The following is an 18,781-nucleotide window of genomic DNA, read 5'->3' as shown; positions in this document are numbered from 1 at the left end:
AAACCTGCTTGTGTCGATGTGACTACAGATTGTTTAACTTATTGATTTGTATGGCTTTAAATGTTGGCATGAAAACTGATATCCAAAGGGTAATCCATTAGAAAAGCAGTCGTTCAGGAGTACCCCTTATGCTTAGTGCGCAAGATCGTGCCATCGTCAAATCCACTGTTCCGTTGCTCGAAAGCGGCGGCGAAGCCCTTATCAACCACTTCTATCGCATGATGCTCTCTGAGTACCCAGAAGTGCGACCACTGTTCAACCAGGCTCACCAGGCCAGCGGCGACCAGCCTCGGGCGCTGGCCAACGGCGTGTTGATGTATGCACGGCACATCGACCAGCTGGATCAACTGGGCGATCTGGTGGCCAAGATCATCAACAAGCACGTGGCCCTGCAAATTCTCCCGGAACACTACCCGATCGTCGGCAGCTGCCTGCTGCGAGCGATTTCCGAAGTGCTGGGTGAGGAAATCGCCACACCGCAGGTGATGAGTGCCTGGGGCGCTGCCTACGGTCAACTGGCCGACATCCTGATCGGTGCCGAAGCCGCGATCTACGACCAGAAAGCCGAAGCTGTCGGTGGCTGGCGCGGTGCGCGGGAATTCACACTGGCCAAGCGTGTGGAGGAAAGCGCAGAAATCACCTCGTTCTACTTCGAACCTGCTGACAAAGGGCCGATCCTCGCTGCAGAGCCAGGCCAGTACATCGGCATGAAGCTGGTGCTGGAAGGGGAAGAGATCCGTCGCAATTATTCACTGTCGTCCCTGGGTAATCACGGTCAGTACCGCATCAGCGTCAAGCGCGAGGACGGTGGTCGTGCATCGAACTACCTGCACGACCAGTTCCAGGTCGGTGCCAGTATCCAGTTGTTCCCACCAGCGGGCGACTTCACCCTGACCGCCAGCGACAAGCCGCTGGTGCTGATCAGCGGCGGTGTCGGCATCACCCCGACCCTGGCCATGCTGGAAGCGGCACTGGCCACCGAGCGCCCGGTGCACTTTATCCACTGTGCGCGTAACGGCGGCGTGCATGCCTTCCGCGACTGGATCGACGGCTTGGCCGAGCGTCATCCCCAACTCAAGCGCTTCTACTGCTATGCCGAGGATGACGGCGTCAGCCCGGCGGCGCATCGGGTCGGGTTGTTGAGCCAGGAAACGCTTGGGCAATGGCTGCCAGAGCAACGAGACCTGGACGCGTACTTCCTGGGCCCCAAAGGCTTCATGACGGCGATCAAGCGTCACCTGAAGGCCTTGGGTGTGCCAGAAAGTCAGAGCCGTTACGAGTTCTTCGGGCCGGCAGCGGCGCTGGAGTAACGATTCAGGCGCTCTCACGGGCGCCCTCTCTGACAAGCCGGCTTGTGGCAGCCGGCTTGCCGGCGAAGGCGTCACTCGCCTCGCCTCAGATCCCACCGTTTAATCCCCTGTTAATACGCCTGCAGTTAATTCCCTCCTGCTGAATCCCTCGGATTATCCGCCAACACCTGACGTGCTCAACGGGCGCGGCCTGCGTGTAGACTGGCGGTCATTGATACCTGACAGAGGCCTGGCGCCTGGCGACCAAGGATCTGTCGAACACAACCTGCATGTTTGACGAAGGAAACCGGAATGAATGAGGAAATGATGCGGTTGGCGCGTGAGCGGCGTTATCTGGTGCTGCTGGGGCTGATCTGCCTGGCGCTGATCGGCGGTGCCCTGTACATGCAGATTGTGCTGGGCGAGGCGCCATGCCCGCTGTGCATCCTGCAACGCTATGCATTGCTGCTGATTGCAATCAGTGCCTTCGCCGGGGCGGCCATGCGCACCCGTCGTAGGATCAGCGTGTTTGAAGGGCTGGTGGTGATCTTTGCCTTGGCCGGCGCGGGTACGGCTGCGCATCACGTCTATACCCAGTTCTACCCGGCCGTCAGCTGCGGCATCGATGTGCTGCAGCCGATCGTTGACGGTTTGCCGCTGGCCAAGATCTTCCCGTTGGTGTTCCAGGTCGACGGTTTCTGCGCTACGCCATACCCACCGGTCCTGGGTCTGTCGCTGGCGCAGTGGGCCCTGGTGGCCTTCGTGTTGACGGCGGTACTGGTGCCGTTGCTGGTCTCGCGCAACCGCAAGCACCTGAACTGAAGGCGCTCGCCACCCCGGCGGAGTAGCCATTGAAAACGCCCCGGTCCTCGCAAGAGGCCGGGGCGTTTTGCATTTCAGTCACCCGGTAGAGGCATCGTGATGTGGGGCAAAGAAGGGTGCGGCGCATGTGCGACATGTTGTCACAGCTTTGGTGTGGCAAGGCATTTCAAAAATTGCGTTTAGTCATTGAAAGATACAAAGAATTAGCCCGGGCAAGCACGGTAACTGAACCCCCACGAGACTGTGCAGCGGGCAGTTTTAACAGGCTTGGGTGAATGGCCGCAGGCCTTGTGAAAAGGGGGCTTTGGCGAGTCGGGGGATACCCGGGACAGTCGCTAAGCGGTCTGAATTGCTGGCAGTAGGCCTACTTTTTTTGGGGTTCTTGTTGAGAATTAATCGCGATAAGATCGGCAATCTTTACAGGATTCGTTAATGATTGTTGCCGTATCCGATAAAAATTATTTCGAGATGAGACATGGTTTATAAAACGTTACATATCTACAATCGCCCGCACTGAAATTCCGGCACTGCTCACCCCTGAGCAGAGAAGGGTGGTCGAGGAGCCGTTTCAAGGCTTCATGCGACCCCGGGTGTCGGCGCCTTCCAAGTATCCGCACCAAATGGAATTGGTCTGTAACTAGGCCTTTGACCACGAATTCGAATAAGAACTCAACGCTAGCCCAGGATGTGTCGATCGCCATGTAAGCGCGACGGGCAGGCCCTTATTCAATCCAAGAAAAATGCCAACCCTTGGCAGGGTGAAGTGTTGGCGATCAAAACCCAACTGCATTGCGCAAGCTGCTTTAGAGGTCGTGAGATGAGTAAAAACAGGTACCCCAGATTACTAGGCCTAGTGCCGCTGCTCGGCACGCTGTTGCTGGGAGGCTGCAACATGACCTTGCTCGATCCCAAGGGCCAGGTTGGCCTGGATGAGCGAAACCTGATCATCACCGCCACGCTGTTGATGCTGCTGGTCGTTGTGCCGGTCATCATCATGACCTTCGCCTTCGCCTGGAAATACCGCGCCTCGAACACCAAGGCCGACTACGCGCCGAAGTGGAACCACTCCACCAAGATCGAAATCGCCGTGTGGACCGTACCGGTGCTGATCATCATCGCCCTGGGTTACGTCACCTACAAGTCGACCCACGCCCTGGACCCGTACCGCCCGCTGGAATCGGACGTCAAGCCGATCACCATCGAAGTGGTCGCCATGGACTGGAAGTGGTTGTTCATCTACCCGGAACAAGGCATCGCCACGGTCAACAAGATCGTGTTCCCGGCCCACACCCCGATCAATTTCAAGGTGACTTCGGACACCGTGATGAACTCGTTCTTCATCCCGGGCCTGGGTGGCCAGATCTACGCGATGGCCGGCATGCAGACCAAGCTGCACCTGATTGCCAACCAGAACGCTGAGCTCGACGGTATCTCCGCCAACTACAGCGGCGCGGGCTTCACCGGCATGAAATTCAAAGCGATCGCAACGACTCAGGAAGATTTCGACGCCTGGGTCAGTGAAGTCAAAAAGGCACCTAAACAGCTTGAACAAGCTGAATACGCAGCCCTTTCCAAGCCAAGCCAGAACAACCCAGTCGAGCTCTACTCCTCGGTCACGCCAGACCTGTTCCAGATCATCGTCGACAAGTACGAAGGCATGAAACCGGGCAAGCCGCTGAAGCACGAGAAGAAAGAGAAAGAAGTGGCCGCGACGCAAGGATCGGACATGAACGCGCATTCAGCTGCCGGGGCAGAGGAGTAAACGATGTTTGGTAAATTAAGTTGGGAAGCGGTTCCGTTCCACGAGCCGATCGTGATGGTGACCATCGCCATGATCGCGCTCGGTGGTCTGGCGCTGTTCGCTGCAATCACCTACTTCAAGAAGTGGACTTACCTGTGGACCGAGTGGCTGACTTCGGTCGACCACAAGAAAATCGGCGTGATGTACATCATCGTCGCCATGGTCATGCTGCTGCGCGGTTTTGCCGACGCCATCATGATGCGTACCCAGTTGGCCATGGCCACCGAGGGTTCGCCTGGCTACCTGCCACCTGAACACTATGACCAGATCTTCACTGCTCACGGTGTGATCATGATCATCTTCATGGCGATGCCATTCTTCACCGGCCTGATGAACCTGGCAGTGCCGCTGCAGATCGGCGCGCGTGACGTTGCCTTCCCGTTCCTGAACTCCCTGAGCTTCTGGTTGCTGGTGTCCGGCGTGGTACTGATCAACCTGTCCCTGGGCGTTGGCGAATTCGCCAAGACCGGCTGGGTTGCCTATCCGCCGCTGTCGGGCCTGCAATACAGTCCGGGCGTGGGGATGGACTACTACATCTGGGCGCTACAGCTATCGGGACTCGGGACGACGCTGACGGGGGTCAACTTCCTGGCCACCGTGCTGAAAATGCGTACCCCGGGCATGAAGCTGATGGACATGCCGATCTTCACCTGGACCTGCACCTGGGCCAACGTCCTGATCGTGGCTTCGTTCCCGATCCTGACCGCTACCCTGGCACTGCTGACGCTTGACCGTTACATGGATTTCCACATTTTCACCAATGAACTTGGTGGTAATCCGATGATGTACGTCAACCTGTTCTGGGCCTGGGGTCACCCCGAGGTGTACATACTGATCCTGCCGGCGTTCGGCATTTTCTCCGAAGTCATTTCGACCTTCACCGGCAAGAAACTGTTCGGCCATCACTCGATGATCTACGCCAGTGGCGCGATCTCGGTGCTGGGCTTCATGGTGTGGCTGCACCACTTCTTCACCATGGGCTCGGGGGCCAGCGTCAACGCCTTCTTCGGCCTGGCGACGATGCTGATTTCGATCCCGACGGGGGTGAAGCTATTCAACTGGCTGTTCACCATCTACCGTGGCCGCCTGCAGTTCACCAGCCAAGTGCTGTGGACCCTGGGCTTCATGGTGACCTTCGCCATCGGCGGCATGACCGGCGTACTGCTGGCCATCCCGGGTGCTGACTTCGTCCTGCACAACAGCCTGTTCGTGATCGCGCACTTCCATAACGTGATCATCGGCGGCGCTGTGTTCGGTTACATCGCCGGCTTCGGCTTCTACTTCCCGAAAGCGTTCGGCTTCAAGCTGCACGAAGGCTGGGGCAAGGCAGCGTTCTGGTTCTGGATCTCGGGCTTCTTCGTCGCGTTCATGCCGCTCTATGCACTGGGCTTCATGGGCATGACCCGTCGTCTGAACGCCACCACCAACCCTGAGTGGGTGCCTTACCTGTACGTGGCCATGTTCGGTGCGGTGATGATCGCCGTCGGTATCGCCTGCCAGCTGATCCAGCTCTACGTCAGCGTGCGTGACCGCAAAAAGCCAGAGAACATGTGCGAACACGGCGACCCGTGGAACGCCCATACGCTGGAATGGTCGACCTCGTCGCCACCACCGTTCTACAACTTTGCCGTACTGCCGAAAGCCGAAAGCATCGACCCGTTCACCGAAGCCAAGGAAAACGGTACCGCGTACAAGGCTCCGGCCCGGTACGAACCGATCCACATGCCCAACAACACCGCGACCGGTGTGGTCATGGGCGCACTGTTGACCGTATTCGGTTTCGCGATGATCTGGCACATCTGGTGGCTGGCCGCCTTCGGTCTGGTCGGCACCGTGGTGTACTTCGTGATCCACGCTGCCCGTGATGACCAGGGCTACATGGTGCCGGTAGAGACAATCGAACGCATCGAAGCCGAGCAGCACAAGCGTCTGGTAGCGGCCGGGAAAGTTCCAGCCACCGCCACCCGTGTTGAAACCTCGTTGGAACAGGCTTAAACCATGTCGAACTTAGTGACCAATGTTGGACACGCCCATGACCATGGGCACGATGACCATCACCACGATTCGGGCGAGATGACCGTATACGGTTTCTGGCTCTACCTGATGACCGACTGCATTCTGTTTGCATCGATCTTCGCGGTGTACGCCGTACTGGTAAACAACGTTGCCGGTGGCCCGTCGGGCCACGACATCTTCGAACTGCCTTACGTGCTGGGCGAAACCGCTCTGCTGTTGTTCAGCTCGATCACCTACGGCTTCGCCATGCTGGCGTTGTTCAAGGGCAAGAAGAATCAGGTGCTGGGCTGGCTGGCCATGACCTTCATGTTCGGTGCCGGCTTTATCGCCATGGAGATCAACGAGTTCCACCTGCTGATCTCCGAAGGCTTCGGCCCTAGCCGCTCAGGCTTCCTGTCCGGGTTCTTCACCCTGGTCGGTACCCACGGTCTGCACGTGACCAGCGGTCTGATCTGGATGGCGATCATGATGTACCAGGTGCAGAAGAACGGCCTGACGGCGACCAACAAGACCCGTCTGAGCTGCCTGAGCCTGTTCTGGCACTTCCTGGACGTGGTGTGGATCTGCGTATTCACGGTTGTTTATCTGATGGGGACTATGTAAATGGCTAACGCATCACATTCCCACAATGGCCACGACGAAGCCGGCCACGGCAGCGTCAAGTCCTACGCCATCGGCTTTATCCTGTCGGTGATCCTGACGGTCATCCCGTTCGGCCTGGTGATGTACCCATCGCTGCCGAAGTCGATCACCCTGTGGATCGTCCTGGCGTTCGCGATCATCCAGGTGCTGGTGCACCTGGTGTACTTCCTCCACCTGGACCGTTCGGCCGCGCAGCGCAACAACGTGATTGCGTTTGTGTTTGCCGCGCTGGTGATCGTCCTCCTGGTGGGTCTGTCGCTGTGGATCATGTTCAGCATCCACACCTTCATGATGGCGAAGTGAGGTAGACCCGATGTCGCTCAAGCACTTTATCCAAATCACCAAACCGGGGATCATTTTCGGTAACGTGCTTTCTGTGGCAGGCGGGTTTTTCCTGGCCTCGAAAGGGCATGTCGATCTGGCTGTTTTCCTGGCGGCCATGATCGGCACGTCCCTGGTCGTGGCGTCCGGTTGCGTGTTCAACAACTGCATCGACCGCGACATCGACCTGAAGATGGAGCGCACCAAGAACCGGGCGCTGGTCCAGGGCTTGATCTCCCTGAAACTGGCCCTGGCCTATGCGACCGTCCTGGGTGTCGTCGGCGTTGCGCTGTTGTACACGGTGGCCAATCCGTTGGCCGCGCTGTTTGCCGTCATCGGCTTTGTCATCTACGTCGGCTTCTACAGCCTGTACCTCAAGCGCAAGTCGGTTCACGGCACGCTGGTGGGCAGTCTGTCGGGGGCGATGCCGCCGGTGATCGGTTACGTGGCCGTGAGCAACAGCTTCGACATGGCCGCGCTGACCCTGCTGGTGATGTTCAGTCTGTGGCAGATGCCGCATTCCTACGCCATCGCGATTTTCCGTTTCAACGATTACCTGGCCGCATCGATTCCGGTGTTGCCAGTGAAACGTGGGATCCAGGTGGCCAAGAAGCACATCCTGCTCTACATCCTGGCGTTCCTGGTGGCGACCTTGATGCTGACGTTCAGTGGCTATGCCGGGATGAGTTATCTCGCGGTTGCGGCGGCCATGGGCATGTACTGGTTGTACATGGCCTGGACGGGCTACAAGGCGGTGGATGACACGGTCTGGGCGCGCAAGCTGTTTGTGTTCTCGATCTTCACCATCACGGCCCTGAGCGTGATGATGTCGCTGGACTTCAAGGTGCCGAGTGAGTTGTTGCTGACTTACGCGCCTTGAGCGCCGGACGCTGTTGAAAAGCCCCGCCTTCGAGAGAAGAGCGGGGTTTTTTATGGGGGTGTGTTTGTGGGCGTTGGCTGGTCTGCGTTGACGGCATGCAAGCCGGGATCGTATGCAGGCTTACATGGGGCCACTGATTGGGTGGGAGCGGGCTTGCCCGCGAAGGGGGCCTGACAGCCGGCCATTCTCTTGCGTAGGTATGTCCGCGAAGGCGGCCTGACAGCCGGCCATTCTCTTGCGTAGGTATGCCCGCGAAGGCGGCCTGACAGCCAACCATTCTCTTGCAGGTGCGGTGTACATATCCGTTGCTGCGGTCATGGCGACTTATGGTTTCGCCTGACGGCGACTCACTTTTTTTACAAGCGCCTAAAAAAAGTAAGCAAAAAAACGCTTCGCCCCGAGCGTCCGGCCCCTCGCCGAGGCTCGGGGTTCCTTCGCTCCGGCATCCATCCGGGGGCATTGCCCTCCGGTCTGCTTCGCGACGACCTCCATGCAATGAGTTCGACTGCGTCGAACGGCGCTGCGCGCCAATCCCCGGATGAATACCTGCGCTCAGCCTGCCGATGGGGCGGGTGGATCAAGATCAAGATCAAAAGCCAAAGCCAAAGCCAAGCAAAAAAGCCCCGCCTTTGGGAGAAGTGCGGGGCTAATGAGATGTTTCAGCGGTGCCTTCGTTGCCGCTTACTGCTGAACGATGCCGTAGCCCTCAAACGCGGTCTGCTGTTGCAGGGCGGTGATGATGGCTTTGCGGGTGGCCGGTTGTTCGGTGTCGCTGGTGTCGATGAAGGTTTCGTTTTCCAGCTCTGCCTCATCGCCTTCGCCGACGAAGGTGAAGCCCAGGAATTCGAAGGCTTCGCGATCGACGTTGGGTTTGGAGCGTGGGGTGCGCAGGGGCAGGGTGACGGTGATGCCGTCCTTGCTGATGCTGAACACTTCGGCTTCTTTCTTGGTGCGCGCGGCCTTGCCTTTACCGCCGCTTGGGTTGCTGATGGCCTGGTGGGTCTGGTTCAGGACTTTGAGGGCCAGGCCGTAGACCAGCTCCTGGAAGCTCGGGTCGTCCTTGAAGCTGGACAGGATGCGGCTGATCGGGAACTTGCTGCTCAGGTCTTCCAGGGCAGCGATGTCGGCGGCTTCGGCGTCCTTGAGTTGCTTGAGCTGGCCCATCAGCTCGTAGGCCTTATCGTCGTCGAAGCTGTCGTGCGCCTGGCGGATGGCGGCGCGCAGTTCGCGAATCTGGTCGCTTTCCTTCGAGGTGTGGAAGGCGTCCAGGACCATCTCGCTGATGGTTTTGGCCTGCGGCACGTGTTGTGAAAGATTGATGGAGTTTTCGTATTCCGCTTTGGACGACAAGGTGACTACGGATTCAGCGGTGTTGGAATCTGACATTGAAATTTCACTACTTCTTTAAACAGGATGTGAGCCGAGAACAGCATCGGTGTTTTCGGGGGCGCTTAATCTATTGGACCGCTGCGCCGTTGTCACGGACCAACAGACGATCAGGGCCGTCCGTTGCTCGATGGGACCCCATGAACGGTCAAACATTACGCCACAAGGCCCGCTTTTGTTAAGCCAGGATCAGGTTTTGCCCGGGCTGTTCAGGTTCATTGAGCGCACCGCCAGGGTGGTCGCGGTGTCTTCGTCCACCGGCAGCGAAAAGCAGAAGGTTGCCCCTTGCCCCGGGACATCCAGCAAGCGGATCTCGCGACCATGCAACTCCAGGATCCGCTGCACGATGCGTAATCCCAATCCGCCATCGCGCCGTGCGCCACCGATGTTGAACGGGCGCAGGAACAACCCGTCGCGCAGTTCGGCCGCGATCCCAGGGCCGCTGTCACTGACCGTGATCTCGACAAAACCGCCCTGTGGCACGAGCCTGATCTCGACCATTCCGCCGATGGGTGTATGACGCAGTGCGTTGTCGAACAGGTTGGTTAGCACCCGCTCGATCAACCCCAGGTCAGCCCATACCCCGGACACCTTCGGTGCGAAGCTGGCCTTGAGATGCACTTGCCGGGCTTCGGCGGCCAATTCGAATTTCTGGAAGATATCCTGCACCAGATCGGTCAGCGAGAAGCGCTCCAGCACCGGTTGCACGAACCCGTGTTCCAGGCGCACCAGCTCTAGCAGCGATTGCGCCAGGCCGCCCACTTTGCGGCTCTGATCCAGGGCGATGCCCAGGTAGCGACGGCGCTCGTCCGGGGTCAGGCTGGCGTCTTTGAGTGACAGGGTTTCCAGGTAGCCATGCAGCGAGGCCAAGGGGGTGCGCAGGTCGTGGGAGATGTTGGCCACCAGTTCGCGACGCTCCTGGTCCTGGCGGGTCAAGGAGCGCCATTGTTCGCCCAGGCGCTTTTGCATCTGCCGGAAAGCCGCATCCAGGGTGGCGATTTCGTCCTGGCCGGCGAGGCTGTCCGGCTTATCCGAAGGGGTGGGCAGTGGCGGTGCGGCGGGGGCGCCGTCGATGTCGAAATGCGCCACCGTATCGGTCAGCTGTCGCAGCGGCCGGGTGATCAGGGTGAAGGCGGTGAGGCCGGCAATCAGGCACAGCAAGGCCACCATGTCGATCGACCACAAGGCGGTGTTCAACGCCGCGCTGGTGGCGCCGCGCTCGGCGAGGCGGTCGTGTTCTTCGCTGAGCAGTACCACGTAGAGATAGCCGGCCTGCTGGCCGTTGACCTTGAGCGGCGCGGCGCTGAACACCTTGCGTCCCTGGAGGCTGCGCGGATCGTCGCCGAGAATCGGCAGCGGTTCGTCGTTCAGCAAGCGCTGCACGGGGGCCAGGTCGACCTGCTCGCGGCGCAGATGACCTTCGGGCGCGGCATTGCCGACCACCCGGCCCTGATTGTCGAGCAGGTACACCTCGACACTCGGGTTGACCAGCATCAGCTGGCTGAACAGCATGCGCAGGGCCTCGGGTTTCAGGCCGTTGGCGTCCATCAACTGGGTGTCGCGTGCGATGTGCCGGGCCAGGTCGCGGGACAAGCCCTGCACCACCTCCAGCTCATGCATGGTGTTGGAACGCACCTGCATCCACACCGAGGTGCCACTGCACACCAGTAGCAACAGGGCGAACACCGCCGACAGGCGCTGGCTGAGGGTCAGTCTCATGGCGACTCCTGCGCCGTGGCGAACTTATAGCCTCGGCCCCACACCGTAAGGATGCGCACCGGTTGCGCCGGATCGGCTTCGATCTTGGCCCGCAACCGATTGATGTGGGTGTTGACCGTGTGCTCGTAGCCTTCGTGGCTGTAACCCCATACGGCGTTGAGCAGGTCCATGCGCGAGAACACTTTGCCCGGCTGGCGGGCGAAGAAGTACAGCAGGTCGAACTCGCGGGGCGTCAGGTCCAGGCGCTTGCCCTCCAGGGACACTTCACGGGTGATCGGGTCGATGAACAAGCCGTCGCAGGTCAAGCTGCCGGCGTCCATCTTCAGGTTGCGGGCCATGGCGTCGACCCGCCGCAGCAAGGCCTTGACCCGTGCCACCAGCTCCAGCATCGAAAACGGCTTGGCCAGGTAATCGTCGGCCCCCAGCTCCAGGCCGAGGATGCGATGCACTTCGCTGGAGCGGGCGCTGGTGATGATGATCGGGGTGTAGCGGGCCATGGCGCGGGCGCGGCGGCAGATTTCCAGGCCGTCCGTGCCGGGCAGCATCAGGTCGAGGATCAGCGCGTCCCAATTGCCTTGCTCCAGCAGGCGCAAGCCTTGGTTGCCATCGGCGCTGTGCACCACCTCGAACTGCTCGTCGCGCAGGTGCAGGCAGATCAGGTCGGCGATGTGGGTGTCGTCCTCGACCACCAGAACGCGTTTGGGCTGGTCCATAGGGGTTGGATCCTGTTGCGTGGTGCAACCATTGTGCGGGTTTTCCCACGGGGGAGTTATCACGAATTGTTTAACTCCACGTGAGGATTTGGCGATCACCTCAAGCCTAGGCTGTGTTCCATGAAACCTACGGCGAAATAAGGGAGAGGGCCATGTATTCACGGCGACAGATTCTTCTGGCAGGCGCTGGCCTGGGTGTTGCGGGGTTGGCGCTCGGTGCCCTGCCAAGGCTACTGGCCCCCACGGCACTGATCAGCGAGGCGAGCGCGGGCGAAACCTTCGAGGTCAACCACACCGAGGCCCAATGGCGCGCCATGCTCAGCGCCGAACAGTACGAGATCCTGCGCGAGGAGGGCACCGAGCGTGCCTACAGCAGCGCGCTGAACAACGAACATCGCGACGGCACCTTTGCCTGCGCCGGTTGTGCGCTGCCACTGTTTTCATCGAGCACCCGGTTTGACAGCCACACCGGCTGGCCGAGTTTCTGGGCGCCCCTGCCCAACGCCGTGGCCACGCGCCAGGATCGTTCCTACGGGATGGTGCGCGATGAGGTTCACTGTCGACGCTGCGGCGGGCACCTGGGCCATGTATTCAACGATGGGCCACCGCCGACCGGTCTGCGCTATTGCATGAACGGCCTGGCGCTGACCTTCGAACCACTGGCGGCCTGATCCCATGCTCAGGTTCTTCTCTTACTTGCAGGCAGGTCATCACTATGTGGCTGTTGGTTCTCGCTTATCTCGGTGGTGTGCTGACGATCGTCAGCCCATGCATTCTGCCGGTACTGCCCTTTGTCTTCGCTCGCACCGGGCAGCCGTTCATCAAGAGTGGCTTGCCACTGTTGCTGGGGATGGCGCTGACCTTCGCGCTCGTCGCCTCATTGGCCGCGGTGGGCGGCGCCTGGGTGGTGCAACTCAATCAGTACGGTCGCTGGCTCGCGTTGCTGTTCGTAGCACTGTTCGGGCTGGCGTTGCTGCTGCCAAGCCTGGCCGAACGCTGGACGCGCCCATTGGTGGCCGCCGGCAGTCGCCTGTCGCAGGCGGCCGGCGCCGATGCCCGGCCGCGTCCCGGCGCTTCGTTGCTGATCGGAGTCGCCACGGGCCTGCTCTGGGCACCGTGCGCAGGCCCCATCCTCGGGCTGGTGTTGACCGGCGCGGCACTGCAAGGGGCCAACATCGGCAGCACCTTGCTGCTGTTGGCGTACGCCTTGGGCGCCGCCACCTCCCTGGCGGTCGCCCTGTTGCTGGGCGGTAAAGTGTACGCGGCGATGAAGCGCTCGATCGGTGCCGGTGAATGGCTGCGCCGGGGGCTGGGCGCAGCGATGCTCGCCGGTGTAGCTGCCATTGCGCTGGGCCTGGATACCGGGGTCCTGGCGCGGCTGTCGACCGCGTCGACGGGAGGCCTTGAACAGGCGTTGGTCACCCGACTGGCCAGCCAGTCACCCGGTGGCAGCGGGGCGATGATGGCGCAGTTGCCGACCGCCAGCGATCAACCGGGCGCCAGGATGATGGCCGCCGGTGGCGCGATGAAGAGGACCGCCACTGGCGCGACCACCTTGCCGATTGAAGGCCCGCTGCCGTCCCTCGACGGTGCCGTGCAGTGGCTCAACTCACCGCCACTGTCCACGCAGGCGTTGAAGGGCAAAGTGGTACTGGTGGATTTCTGGACCTACTCCTGCATCAACTGCCTGCGCACCTTGCCGTACGTCAAAGCCTGGGCTGAGAAGTACCGCGATCAGGGGCTGGTGGTGATCGGTGTGCACGCACCGGAATTCGCCTTCGAGCGTGACGTCGATAACGTGACCCGGGCCATGAAGAAACTGGGCATCAACTATCCGGTGGCCCTCGACAACGATTACACGATCTGGCGGGCCTTCAACAACCAGTACTGGCCGGCTCATTACTTTGCCGACGCCCAGGGACGCATTCGTTACCACCATTTTGGTGAGGGCAACTACGCCGAATCGGAGCGGGTGATTCAACAATTGTTGCGCGAAGCCGGCGCTTCGACGGTGCCCGATGGCTTGATCAGCGTCAGTGCCCAAGGGATGCAGCGGGAGGCGCGGATGAGTGAAGTGAAGTCACCGGAAACCTATGTGGGCTATCAGCGCCTGGCGCATTTCGTACCCGCAGCGAGCCTGACGCCCGACGCGGTAGCCGACTACAAGGTGCCGGCGCTGTTGGCGCTCAACGACTGGGCACTGGACGGGCAATGGAACGTTGGCGCCGAGCATGCCACCTCGGCGGCTGCGGGCAGCCGTATTGTCTACCGCTTCCATGCCCGAGACCTGCACCTGGTGCTGGGACCTGGCGTGGAGGGCAAGCCGGTGCGCTTCAAAGTCACGGTCGACGGCCAGGCGCCGGGTGATGCTCACGGCATGGATGTCGCCCCGGATGGCAGTGGCAGCGTGACCGAACAACGGTTGTACCAGTTGGTGCGTCAACCCGGCGATGTCGCAGAGCGCACATTCAGCATCGAATTCCTCGACCCCGGCGTCTCGGCCTATGCCTTTACCTTCGGTTGAACACGGCTTTTGTATTTTCAGCATTGAGGAGTGGACACCATGAGAACCCGATTCAGCTGGCGTCAAACCCTGCTGGGGCTGGCGTTTGCCGGCGTCGTCGGTCAATGCCTGGGGTTTTCCTTCGGCGTGGCTGAAGACGCGGTCATCATCGCGCCCCCCGCCCTTGATGAGTCCCCCAAGACTGGCAGCGAAACCGCGGTGTTCGCCGGTGGTTGCTTCTGGGGGGTACAAGGGGTGTTCCAGCATGTCAAAGGCGTGCAGAGTGCCGTCTCCGGTTATGCCGGCGGTACGGCTGACAGCGCGAGCTACGAGCGCGTCAGCGAGGGCGACACCGGTCACGCCGAAGCGGTGAAAGTGACCTTCGATCCCACTCAGGTGAGCTACGGCAGTTTGCTGCAAATCTACTTTTCGGTGGCCCACAACCCCACCGAACTGAACCGCCAGGGGCCGGACACCGGCACCCAGTACCGTTCGGCCATTTTTGCGCAAAGCACGGAACAACGAACCGTCGCCCAGGCCTACATCGCCCAACTGGACGCGGCCCGTGCGTTCAGCAAGCCGATCGTGACCACGTTGGAAACCTACAACGGTTTCTATCCGGCGGAGGATTACCATCAGGACTTCCTGACAGAGCACCCGACGTATCCCTACATCGTGATCAACGACCTGCCGAAAGTGGCGCAACTCAAACAGTTGTACCCCGAGCGTTATTCGCACAAGCCGGTGTTGGTGAAGGCAGGCCTGTAGGCCCAATGCCAGTCAGTTAAGGAGATGGAGTCGCATGTGTAGGCGCGAGCGTGCTCGCGATGAACTCAAGGGCCGCGCGTTTAATCAGGCAATACGCGTTATCGTTAACGTCCATCGCGAGCACTCGAGTGTCGACCGGCTGCTCCACAAAGGTCGGCGTTCGCTTAACTGACTGGCATTAGCCTCTAAAGGCGACTGATCAACCACTCCGCTTGCCCCACATCTGCAAGGCGAATTCGACAAAACTGCGCAGCTTCGGCAAGCGGTAGCGGTCTGGCGCGTAGACCAGGTTCATCGGCCGCCTCGGCAGTTGGTAATCCTGCAGCAGCGCGACCAGCTTGCCTTCACGCAGGTCCTGATGCACCAGGGCGTCGGGCAGCATGACGATACCCATGCCGGCCCGGGCGGCCTGGAGCAGCCCCGGTGCGCTGTTGATCACCATCGGGCCGCTGATCGGCACCTGCACCTCGCCTTCAGGGCCGGTCAACAGCCATTGTTTTCCCATCGAACTCCATTCATCGCCCGCGGGATAGGCGTAGGCCAGGCAAGCGTGGTGGCTCAAGTCGGCGGGAAGGGCGGGCACGCCCCGTCGTTTCAGGTACGAGGGTGCCGCGCAGATAGTCAGGGTGAAATCCTGCAGCGGCCGGGCGATAAGCCCCGACGGCTCTGGCGTGCCCAGGCGAATGGCGGCGTGGACGCTGTTGTCGATCAGGTCCACCACCTGGTTGCTCAGCACCACATCCACGCGGATTTCCGGGTATTGCTGGGTGAACAGGTGCATGGCGGGTGCCAGGCACTCCGAACCGAAGCTGGGCGGGGCGGTAATGCGCAAGAGGCCCTTGGGTTCGCCCTGGACCTGTTCGGCGAGCCGTTCGCTCTCCTGGACCAGGCCCAGCACCTCCAGGCAGCGCTCGTAATAGGCCGCGCCGAACTCGGTCAGGCGTTGGCGGCGGGTGGTGCGATTGATCAGGCTGACCCCGAGGCGTTGCTCCAGGGCGCGCAAGTGATTGCCCACCATGGTGGTCGACAGGCTGCACTGCCGGGCGGCGGCGGTCATGCTGCCGGACTCGACCACGCTCACGTAAACCGACATCGCCAGGAATAAATCCATTATCAAGCTCAGCTTTAAAATGATTGAAGTTATACAGCGTTTATCCAGCTCGGGTGGCTAACGATACTGCAAAAAAACCAACACCTGATGGAGCTTGATGCCATGACCGCTACCCACCTGATGAGCACTTATCAACCACTGGCCTTGAGTTTTGCCAAGGGACTGGGCACCCGCCTGTGGGACCAGGCCGGCCGTGAGTATCTGGATGCGGTGGCGGGCGTGGCCGTGACCAATGTCGGCCACTCGCACCCGCGGGTGGTCAGCGCGATCACTGAACAGGCGGGTCTGTTGCTGCACACGTCGAACCTGTACAGCATCGACTGGCAGCAACGGCTGGCGGAAAAGCTCACCGCACTGTCCGGCCTGGAGCGGGTGTTCTTCAACAACTCGGGTGCCGAAGCCAATGAAACCGCACTGAAGCTGGCGCGCTTGTACGGTTGGCACAAAGGGGTCGAGCAGCCGCTGGTGGTGGTGATGGAAAACGCCTTTCACGGCCGCACCCTTGGCACGCTGTCCGCCAGTGACGGCCCGGCGGTGCGCCTGGGATTTCACCCGTTGCCGGGGGATTTTCTCAAGGTGCCGTTTGGCGATCTCGCGGCGCTGGATAAAGCTCACCAGGTCTATGGGCAACGCATCGTGGCGGTGCTGATGGAGCCGATTCAGGGCGAAAGCGGTGTGCAACTGGCGCCGACCGGGTATCTCAAAGCCCTGCGTAGCCTGTGCGACCGGCGCAACTGGCTGCTGATGCTCGACGAGATCCAGACCGGCATCGGCCGTACCGGGCAATGGTTCGCCTTTCAGCACGAAGGCATCGTGCCGGACGTCATGACCCTGGCCAAGGGCCTGGGCAACGGTGTGCCGATCGGCGCCTGCCTGGCCCGTGGCAAAGCCGCCGAACTGTTCACCCCCGGCAGCCACGGCAGCACTTTTGGCGGCAACCCGCTGGCGTGTCGGGTCGGCTGCACGGTGCTTGAGATCATTGAAGAACAAGGGCTGCTGGCAAACGCCAGGCGCCAGGGCGAACTGCTGCTGGCTCGGCTGCACGCCGAACTCGATGATCACCCGAACGTGCTGGCGATCCGTGGTCAGGGCTTGATGATCGGCATCGAACTGGCCCAACCCATTCGCGACCTGACCCTCATTGCCGCCCGCGACCACGGGCTGCTGATCAATGTGACACGAGGTAAAACCATTCGCCTGCTGCCGCCGCTGACGATTGATGAGCGCGAGGTGGAGATGATTGTCCGTGGGATAGGGCGGCTGGTAAGCGTTCAGTAATGGTATCTGCACATCACGATCTGTAAACCGTCGCCCTCAACGCAATAGACGAGGCGATGCTCGGCAGTAATTCGCCGTGACCAGAAGCCACTCAGGTTATGTTTGAGTGGCTCAGGCTTGCCGGGACCGGTAAAGGGGGCTCGCTGGGTTGCCTTGATCAACAGGTTGATCCGCTTTAGTCCGGCTTTATCGTTCTGCTGAAACCAGAGGTAATCTTCCCAAGCTTCGGGAGTGAACAGGATGTTCATTCTTCGATGAGCTGTCTTGGCTTGCTTTTCCCGGCCCGCAGGTTATGGATCGACTTGATCAGGCGCTCGGCGTTGGCTGGCGTTCGGAGCAGATAGGCCGTTTCTTCCAGCGCGTTGTACTCGGCGAGGGAAATCATCACCACGGGTTCTCCCTTTTGCCGGGTTACCAGCAGCGGGGTGCGGTCTTCATTGACGCGATCCATGGTTTCCGAGAGGTGCGCGCGCGCATGGGTGTAATTGATGGTCTGCATCGTCTTGTCCTCGCTTGATACGAAGAACGTACAGAAATGAGTACATGTTTGCAAGGTGGCACCCCTGAGTGGTCCGGGAAATCGAAACTGCTCCCTGAGCAGTTTCGATTAAGCCCTCTCTACACCTTTGCCGTCTTCAAGACGCTTCTTCAAACCCTGTAGGTCTGATCCGAGTGATGGTGGTCTGGAATCCCTGTAGTTGGATCACACCGCTGCAGCTCTCCAGGAACACGGCCGGGCCTGGATGAACCCGCAGCGCTTACCGGTTGGACAGTTCACACAGCGATGTGGTGTCGATGATCTGGATGCATTTGCCCTGCGCTGCGATCAGCCCTTGCTGTTGCAAGAGGGTGAAGGTGCGGCAGGCGGTCTCGGTGGCGATGCCCAGGTAGTTGGCGATTTCATTGCGGGTCATGCTCAGTCGAAACTGATTGGCCGAGTAACCATTGGCGTGAAAGCGCAGGGACAGATTGACCAGAAAGGCCGCCAGGCGTTCGTTGGCATTTTTCTTGGCCAGTAGCCGCATCATTTTTTGATCGTCACGAATTTCCCGGCTCATGATGTGGATCAACTGGCGTCGCAGTTTCGGAATTCGCTCCGATAACTTCTCCAGTTGATCAAAGGGGATTTCGCACACCGTGGTGGTTTCCTGTGCCTGGGCACTTGAGGTGTAGGCGTTTATATCCATGCCGGAAAAGCCGATCAGTTCGCCTGGCAAATGGAAGCCGATAATGTGCTCTTCGCCATTACTGTTCAGGCTGGAAGTTTTCAGCGTGCCTGAACGGATGGCGTAAATAGAGGTAAAGGGATCGCCCTGGCGAAACAGGTAATCGCCTTTTCTTAACGGGCGATCGCGCTTGATGATCTCGTTCAATGAGGTGACATCCTCACTGTTGAGCGAGAGAGGAAGGCATAGGGGGGCTAACTTGCAATCTTTGCAGTGCTGCGTTTCGGCGTGCTTCAGGGGGGCAGGGGTTTGCATGTTTTAGCCTTGAGGAAATCGTGGGTGCGTAATGCCTTGGCCGCTATGTCG

General features: G+C 60.2%; 18 protein-coding genes. 11 read left to right on the top strand and 7 right to left on the bottom strand.

The features are described from left to right. Positions 1-128: 128 nt before the first annotated feature. From hmpA to cyoE, 7 genes are all read left to right on the top strand, one after another. A complete protein-coding gene (hmpA, locus tag CKW29_RS24795) occupies positions 129-1,310 on the top strand; it encodes an NO-inducible flavohemoprotein (RefSeq protein ID WP_095149288.1) in 1,182 nt (393 codons plus the stop codon). A gap of 291 nt (positions 1,311-1,601) precedes the next feature. Then, a complete protein-coding gene (locus tag CKW29_RS24790; protein WP_095147143.1) occupies positions 1,602-2,111 on the top strand; it encodes a disulfide bond formation protein B in 510 nt (169 codons plus the stop codon). A gap of 817 nt (positions 2,112-2,928) precedes the next feature. After that, on the top strand, positions 2,929-3,873 hold the full coding sequence (cyoA, locus tag CKW29_RS24780) for a ubiquinol oxidase subunit II (protein ID WP_095147142.1): 945 nt from the start codon (positions 2,929-2,931) through the stop codon (positions 3,871-3,873). Positions 3,874-3,876: 3 nt separating this feature from the next. Next, positions 3,877-5,907 (top strand): cytochrome o ubiquinol oxidase subunit I, encoded by a 2,031-nt coding sequence (cyoB, locus tag CKW29_RS24775; RefSeq protein ID WP_095149287.1) that lies wholly within the window; start codon positions 3,877-3,879, stop codon positions 5,905-5,907. 3 nt (positions 5,908-5,910) lie between these two features. Beyond that, positions 5,911-6,531 (top strand): cytochrome o ubiquinol oxidase subunit III, encoded by a 621-nt coding sequence (locus tag CKW29_RS24770; protein ID WP_095147140.1) that lies wholly within the window; start codon positions 5,911-5,913, stop codon positions 6,529-6,531. Further along, on the top strand, positions 6,532-6,873 hold the full coding sequence (cyoD, locus tag CKW29_RS24765) for a cytochrome o ubiquinol oxidase subunit IV (RefSeq protein ID WP_095079870.1): 342 nt from the start codon (positions 6,532-6,534) through the stop codon (positions 6,871-6,873). 10 nt (positions 6,874-6,883) lie between these two features. Next, positions 6,884-7,771 carry a heme o synthase gene (cyoE, locus tag CKW29_RS24760; protein WP_095079872.1) on the top strand — a complete coding sequence of 296 codons (888 nt, stop codon included), beginning with the start codon at positions 6,884-6,886 and terminating at the stop codon, positions 7,769-7,771. Positions 7,772-8,452: 681 nt separating this feature from the next. On the opposite strand, the gene CKW29_RS24750 is transcribed toward cyoE, so the two are convergent. The 3 genes from CKW29_RS24750 to CKW29_RS24740 all read right to left on the bottom strand — a co-directional run bounded on the left by CKW29_RS24750 (position 8,453) and on the right by CKW29_RS24740 (position 11,589). Next, complete coding sequence (locus CKW29_RS24750) at positions 8,453-9,157, bottom strand: hypothetical protein (RefSeq protein ID WP_095149286.1); 705 nt, start codon at positions 9,155-9,157, stop codon at positions 8,453-8,455. Between the two features lie 189 nt (positions 9,158-9,346). Further along, entirely contained in the window at positions 9,347-10,876 is a 1,530-nt protein-coding gene (locus tag CKW29_RS24745; RefSeq protein ID WP_095149285.1) for a HAMP domain-containing sensor histidine kinase, read from the bottom strand. Then, positions 10,873-11,589 (bottom strand): response regulator transcription factor, encoded by a 717-nt coding sequence (locus tag CKW29_RS24740; RefSeq protein WP_095147136.1) that lies wholly within the window; start codon positions 11,587-11,589, stop codon positions 10,873-10,875. The genes CKW29_RS24745 and CKW29_RS24740 overlap by 4 nt, the downstream gene beginning before the upstream one ends. Before the next feature lie 152 nt (positions 11,590-11,741). On the opposite strand from CKW29_RS24740, the gene msrB reads away from it, so the two are divergent. The 3 genes from msrB to msrA are packed head-to-tail and all read left to right on the top strand — an operon-like array spanning position 11,742 to position 14,860. Further along, on the top strand, positions 11,742-12,260 hold the full coding sequence (gene msrB, locus CKW29_RS24735; protein ID WP_095147135.1) for a peptide-methionine (R)-S-oxide reductase MsrB: 519 nt from the start codon (positions 11,742-11,744) through the stop codon (positions 12,258-12,260). A 44-nt stretch (positions 12,261-12,304) separates the two neighbouring features. Then, positions 12,305-14,113 (top strand): cytochrome c biogenesis protein DipZ, encoded by a 1,809-nt coding sequence (locus tag CKW29_RS24730; protein WP_095147134.1) that lies wholly within the window; start codon positions 12,305-12,307, stop codon positions 14,111-14,113. Positions 14,114-14,152: 39 nt separating this feature from the next. After that, positions 14,153-14,860 (top strand): peptide-methionine (S)-S-oxide reductase MsrA, encoded by a 708-nt coding sequence (msrA, locus tag CKW29_RS24725; RefSeq protein WP_095147133.1) that lies wholly within the window; start codon positions 14,153-14,155, stop codon positions 14,858-14,860. 199 nt (positions 14,861-15,059) lie between these two features. Here the strand turns inward: msrA and CKW29_RS24720 are convergent, their stop codons facing one another. Continuing rightward, positions 15,060-15,971 carry a LysR family transcriptional regulator gene (locus tag CKW29_RS24720; protein ID WP_095149284.1) on the bottom strand — a complete coding sequence of 304 codons (912 nt, stop codon included), beginning with the start codon at positions 15,969-15,971 and terminating at the stop codon, positions 15,060-15,062. Positions 15,972-16,058: 87 nt separating this feature from the next. On the opposite strand from CKW29_RS24720, the gene CKW29_RS24715 reads away from it, so the two are divergent. Next, entirely contained in the window at positions 16,059-17,249 is a 1,191-nt protein-coding gene (locus CKW29_RS24715; protein ID WP_095149283.1) for an acetylornithine transaminase, read from the top strand. Here CKW29_RS24715 and CKW29_RS24710 read toward each other — a convergent pair. The 3 genes from CKW29_RS24710 to fnr form a co-directional block, all read right to left on the bottom strand. Further along, on the bottom strand, positions 17,243-17,497 hold the full coding sequence (locus tag CKW29_RS24710) for a Txe/YoeB family addiction module toxin (protein WP_095147130.1): 255 nt from the start codon (positions 17,495-17,497) through the stop codon (positions 17,243-17,245). The two genes, CKW29_RS24715 and CKW29_RS24710, sit on opposite strands and share 7 nt — an antisense overlap. After that, positions 17,494-17,748 carry a type II toxin-antitoxin system prevent-host-death family antitoxin gene (locus tag CKW29_RS24705; RefSeq protein ID WP_095147129.1) on the bottom strand — a complete coding sequence of 85 codons (255 nt, stop codon included), beginning with the start codon at positions 17,746-17,748 and terminating at the stop codon, positions 17,494-17,496. Before CKW29_RS24705 ends, CKW29_RS24710 begins: the two co-directional genes overlap by 4 nt. A gap of 259 nt (positions 17,749-18,007) precedes the next feature. Continuing rightward, entirely contained in the window at positions 18,008-18,730 is a 723-nt protein-coding gene (gene fnr / locus CKW29_RS24700; RefSeq protein ID WP_095147128.1) for a fumarate/nitrate reduction transcriptional regulator Fnr, read from the bottom strand. Between the last annotated feature and the right edge of the window lie 51 nt (positions 18,731-18,781).

The organism is Pseudomonas sp. Irchel s3a18 (assembly GCF_900187535.1).
GTDB lineage: Bacteria > Pseudomonadota > Gammaproteobacteria > Pseudomonadales > Pseudomonadaceae > Aquipseudomonas.
The sequence above is the reverse complement of the archived record's forward strand: the minus strand, read 5'-3'. Positions and strand labels throughout refer to the sequence as shown.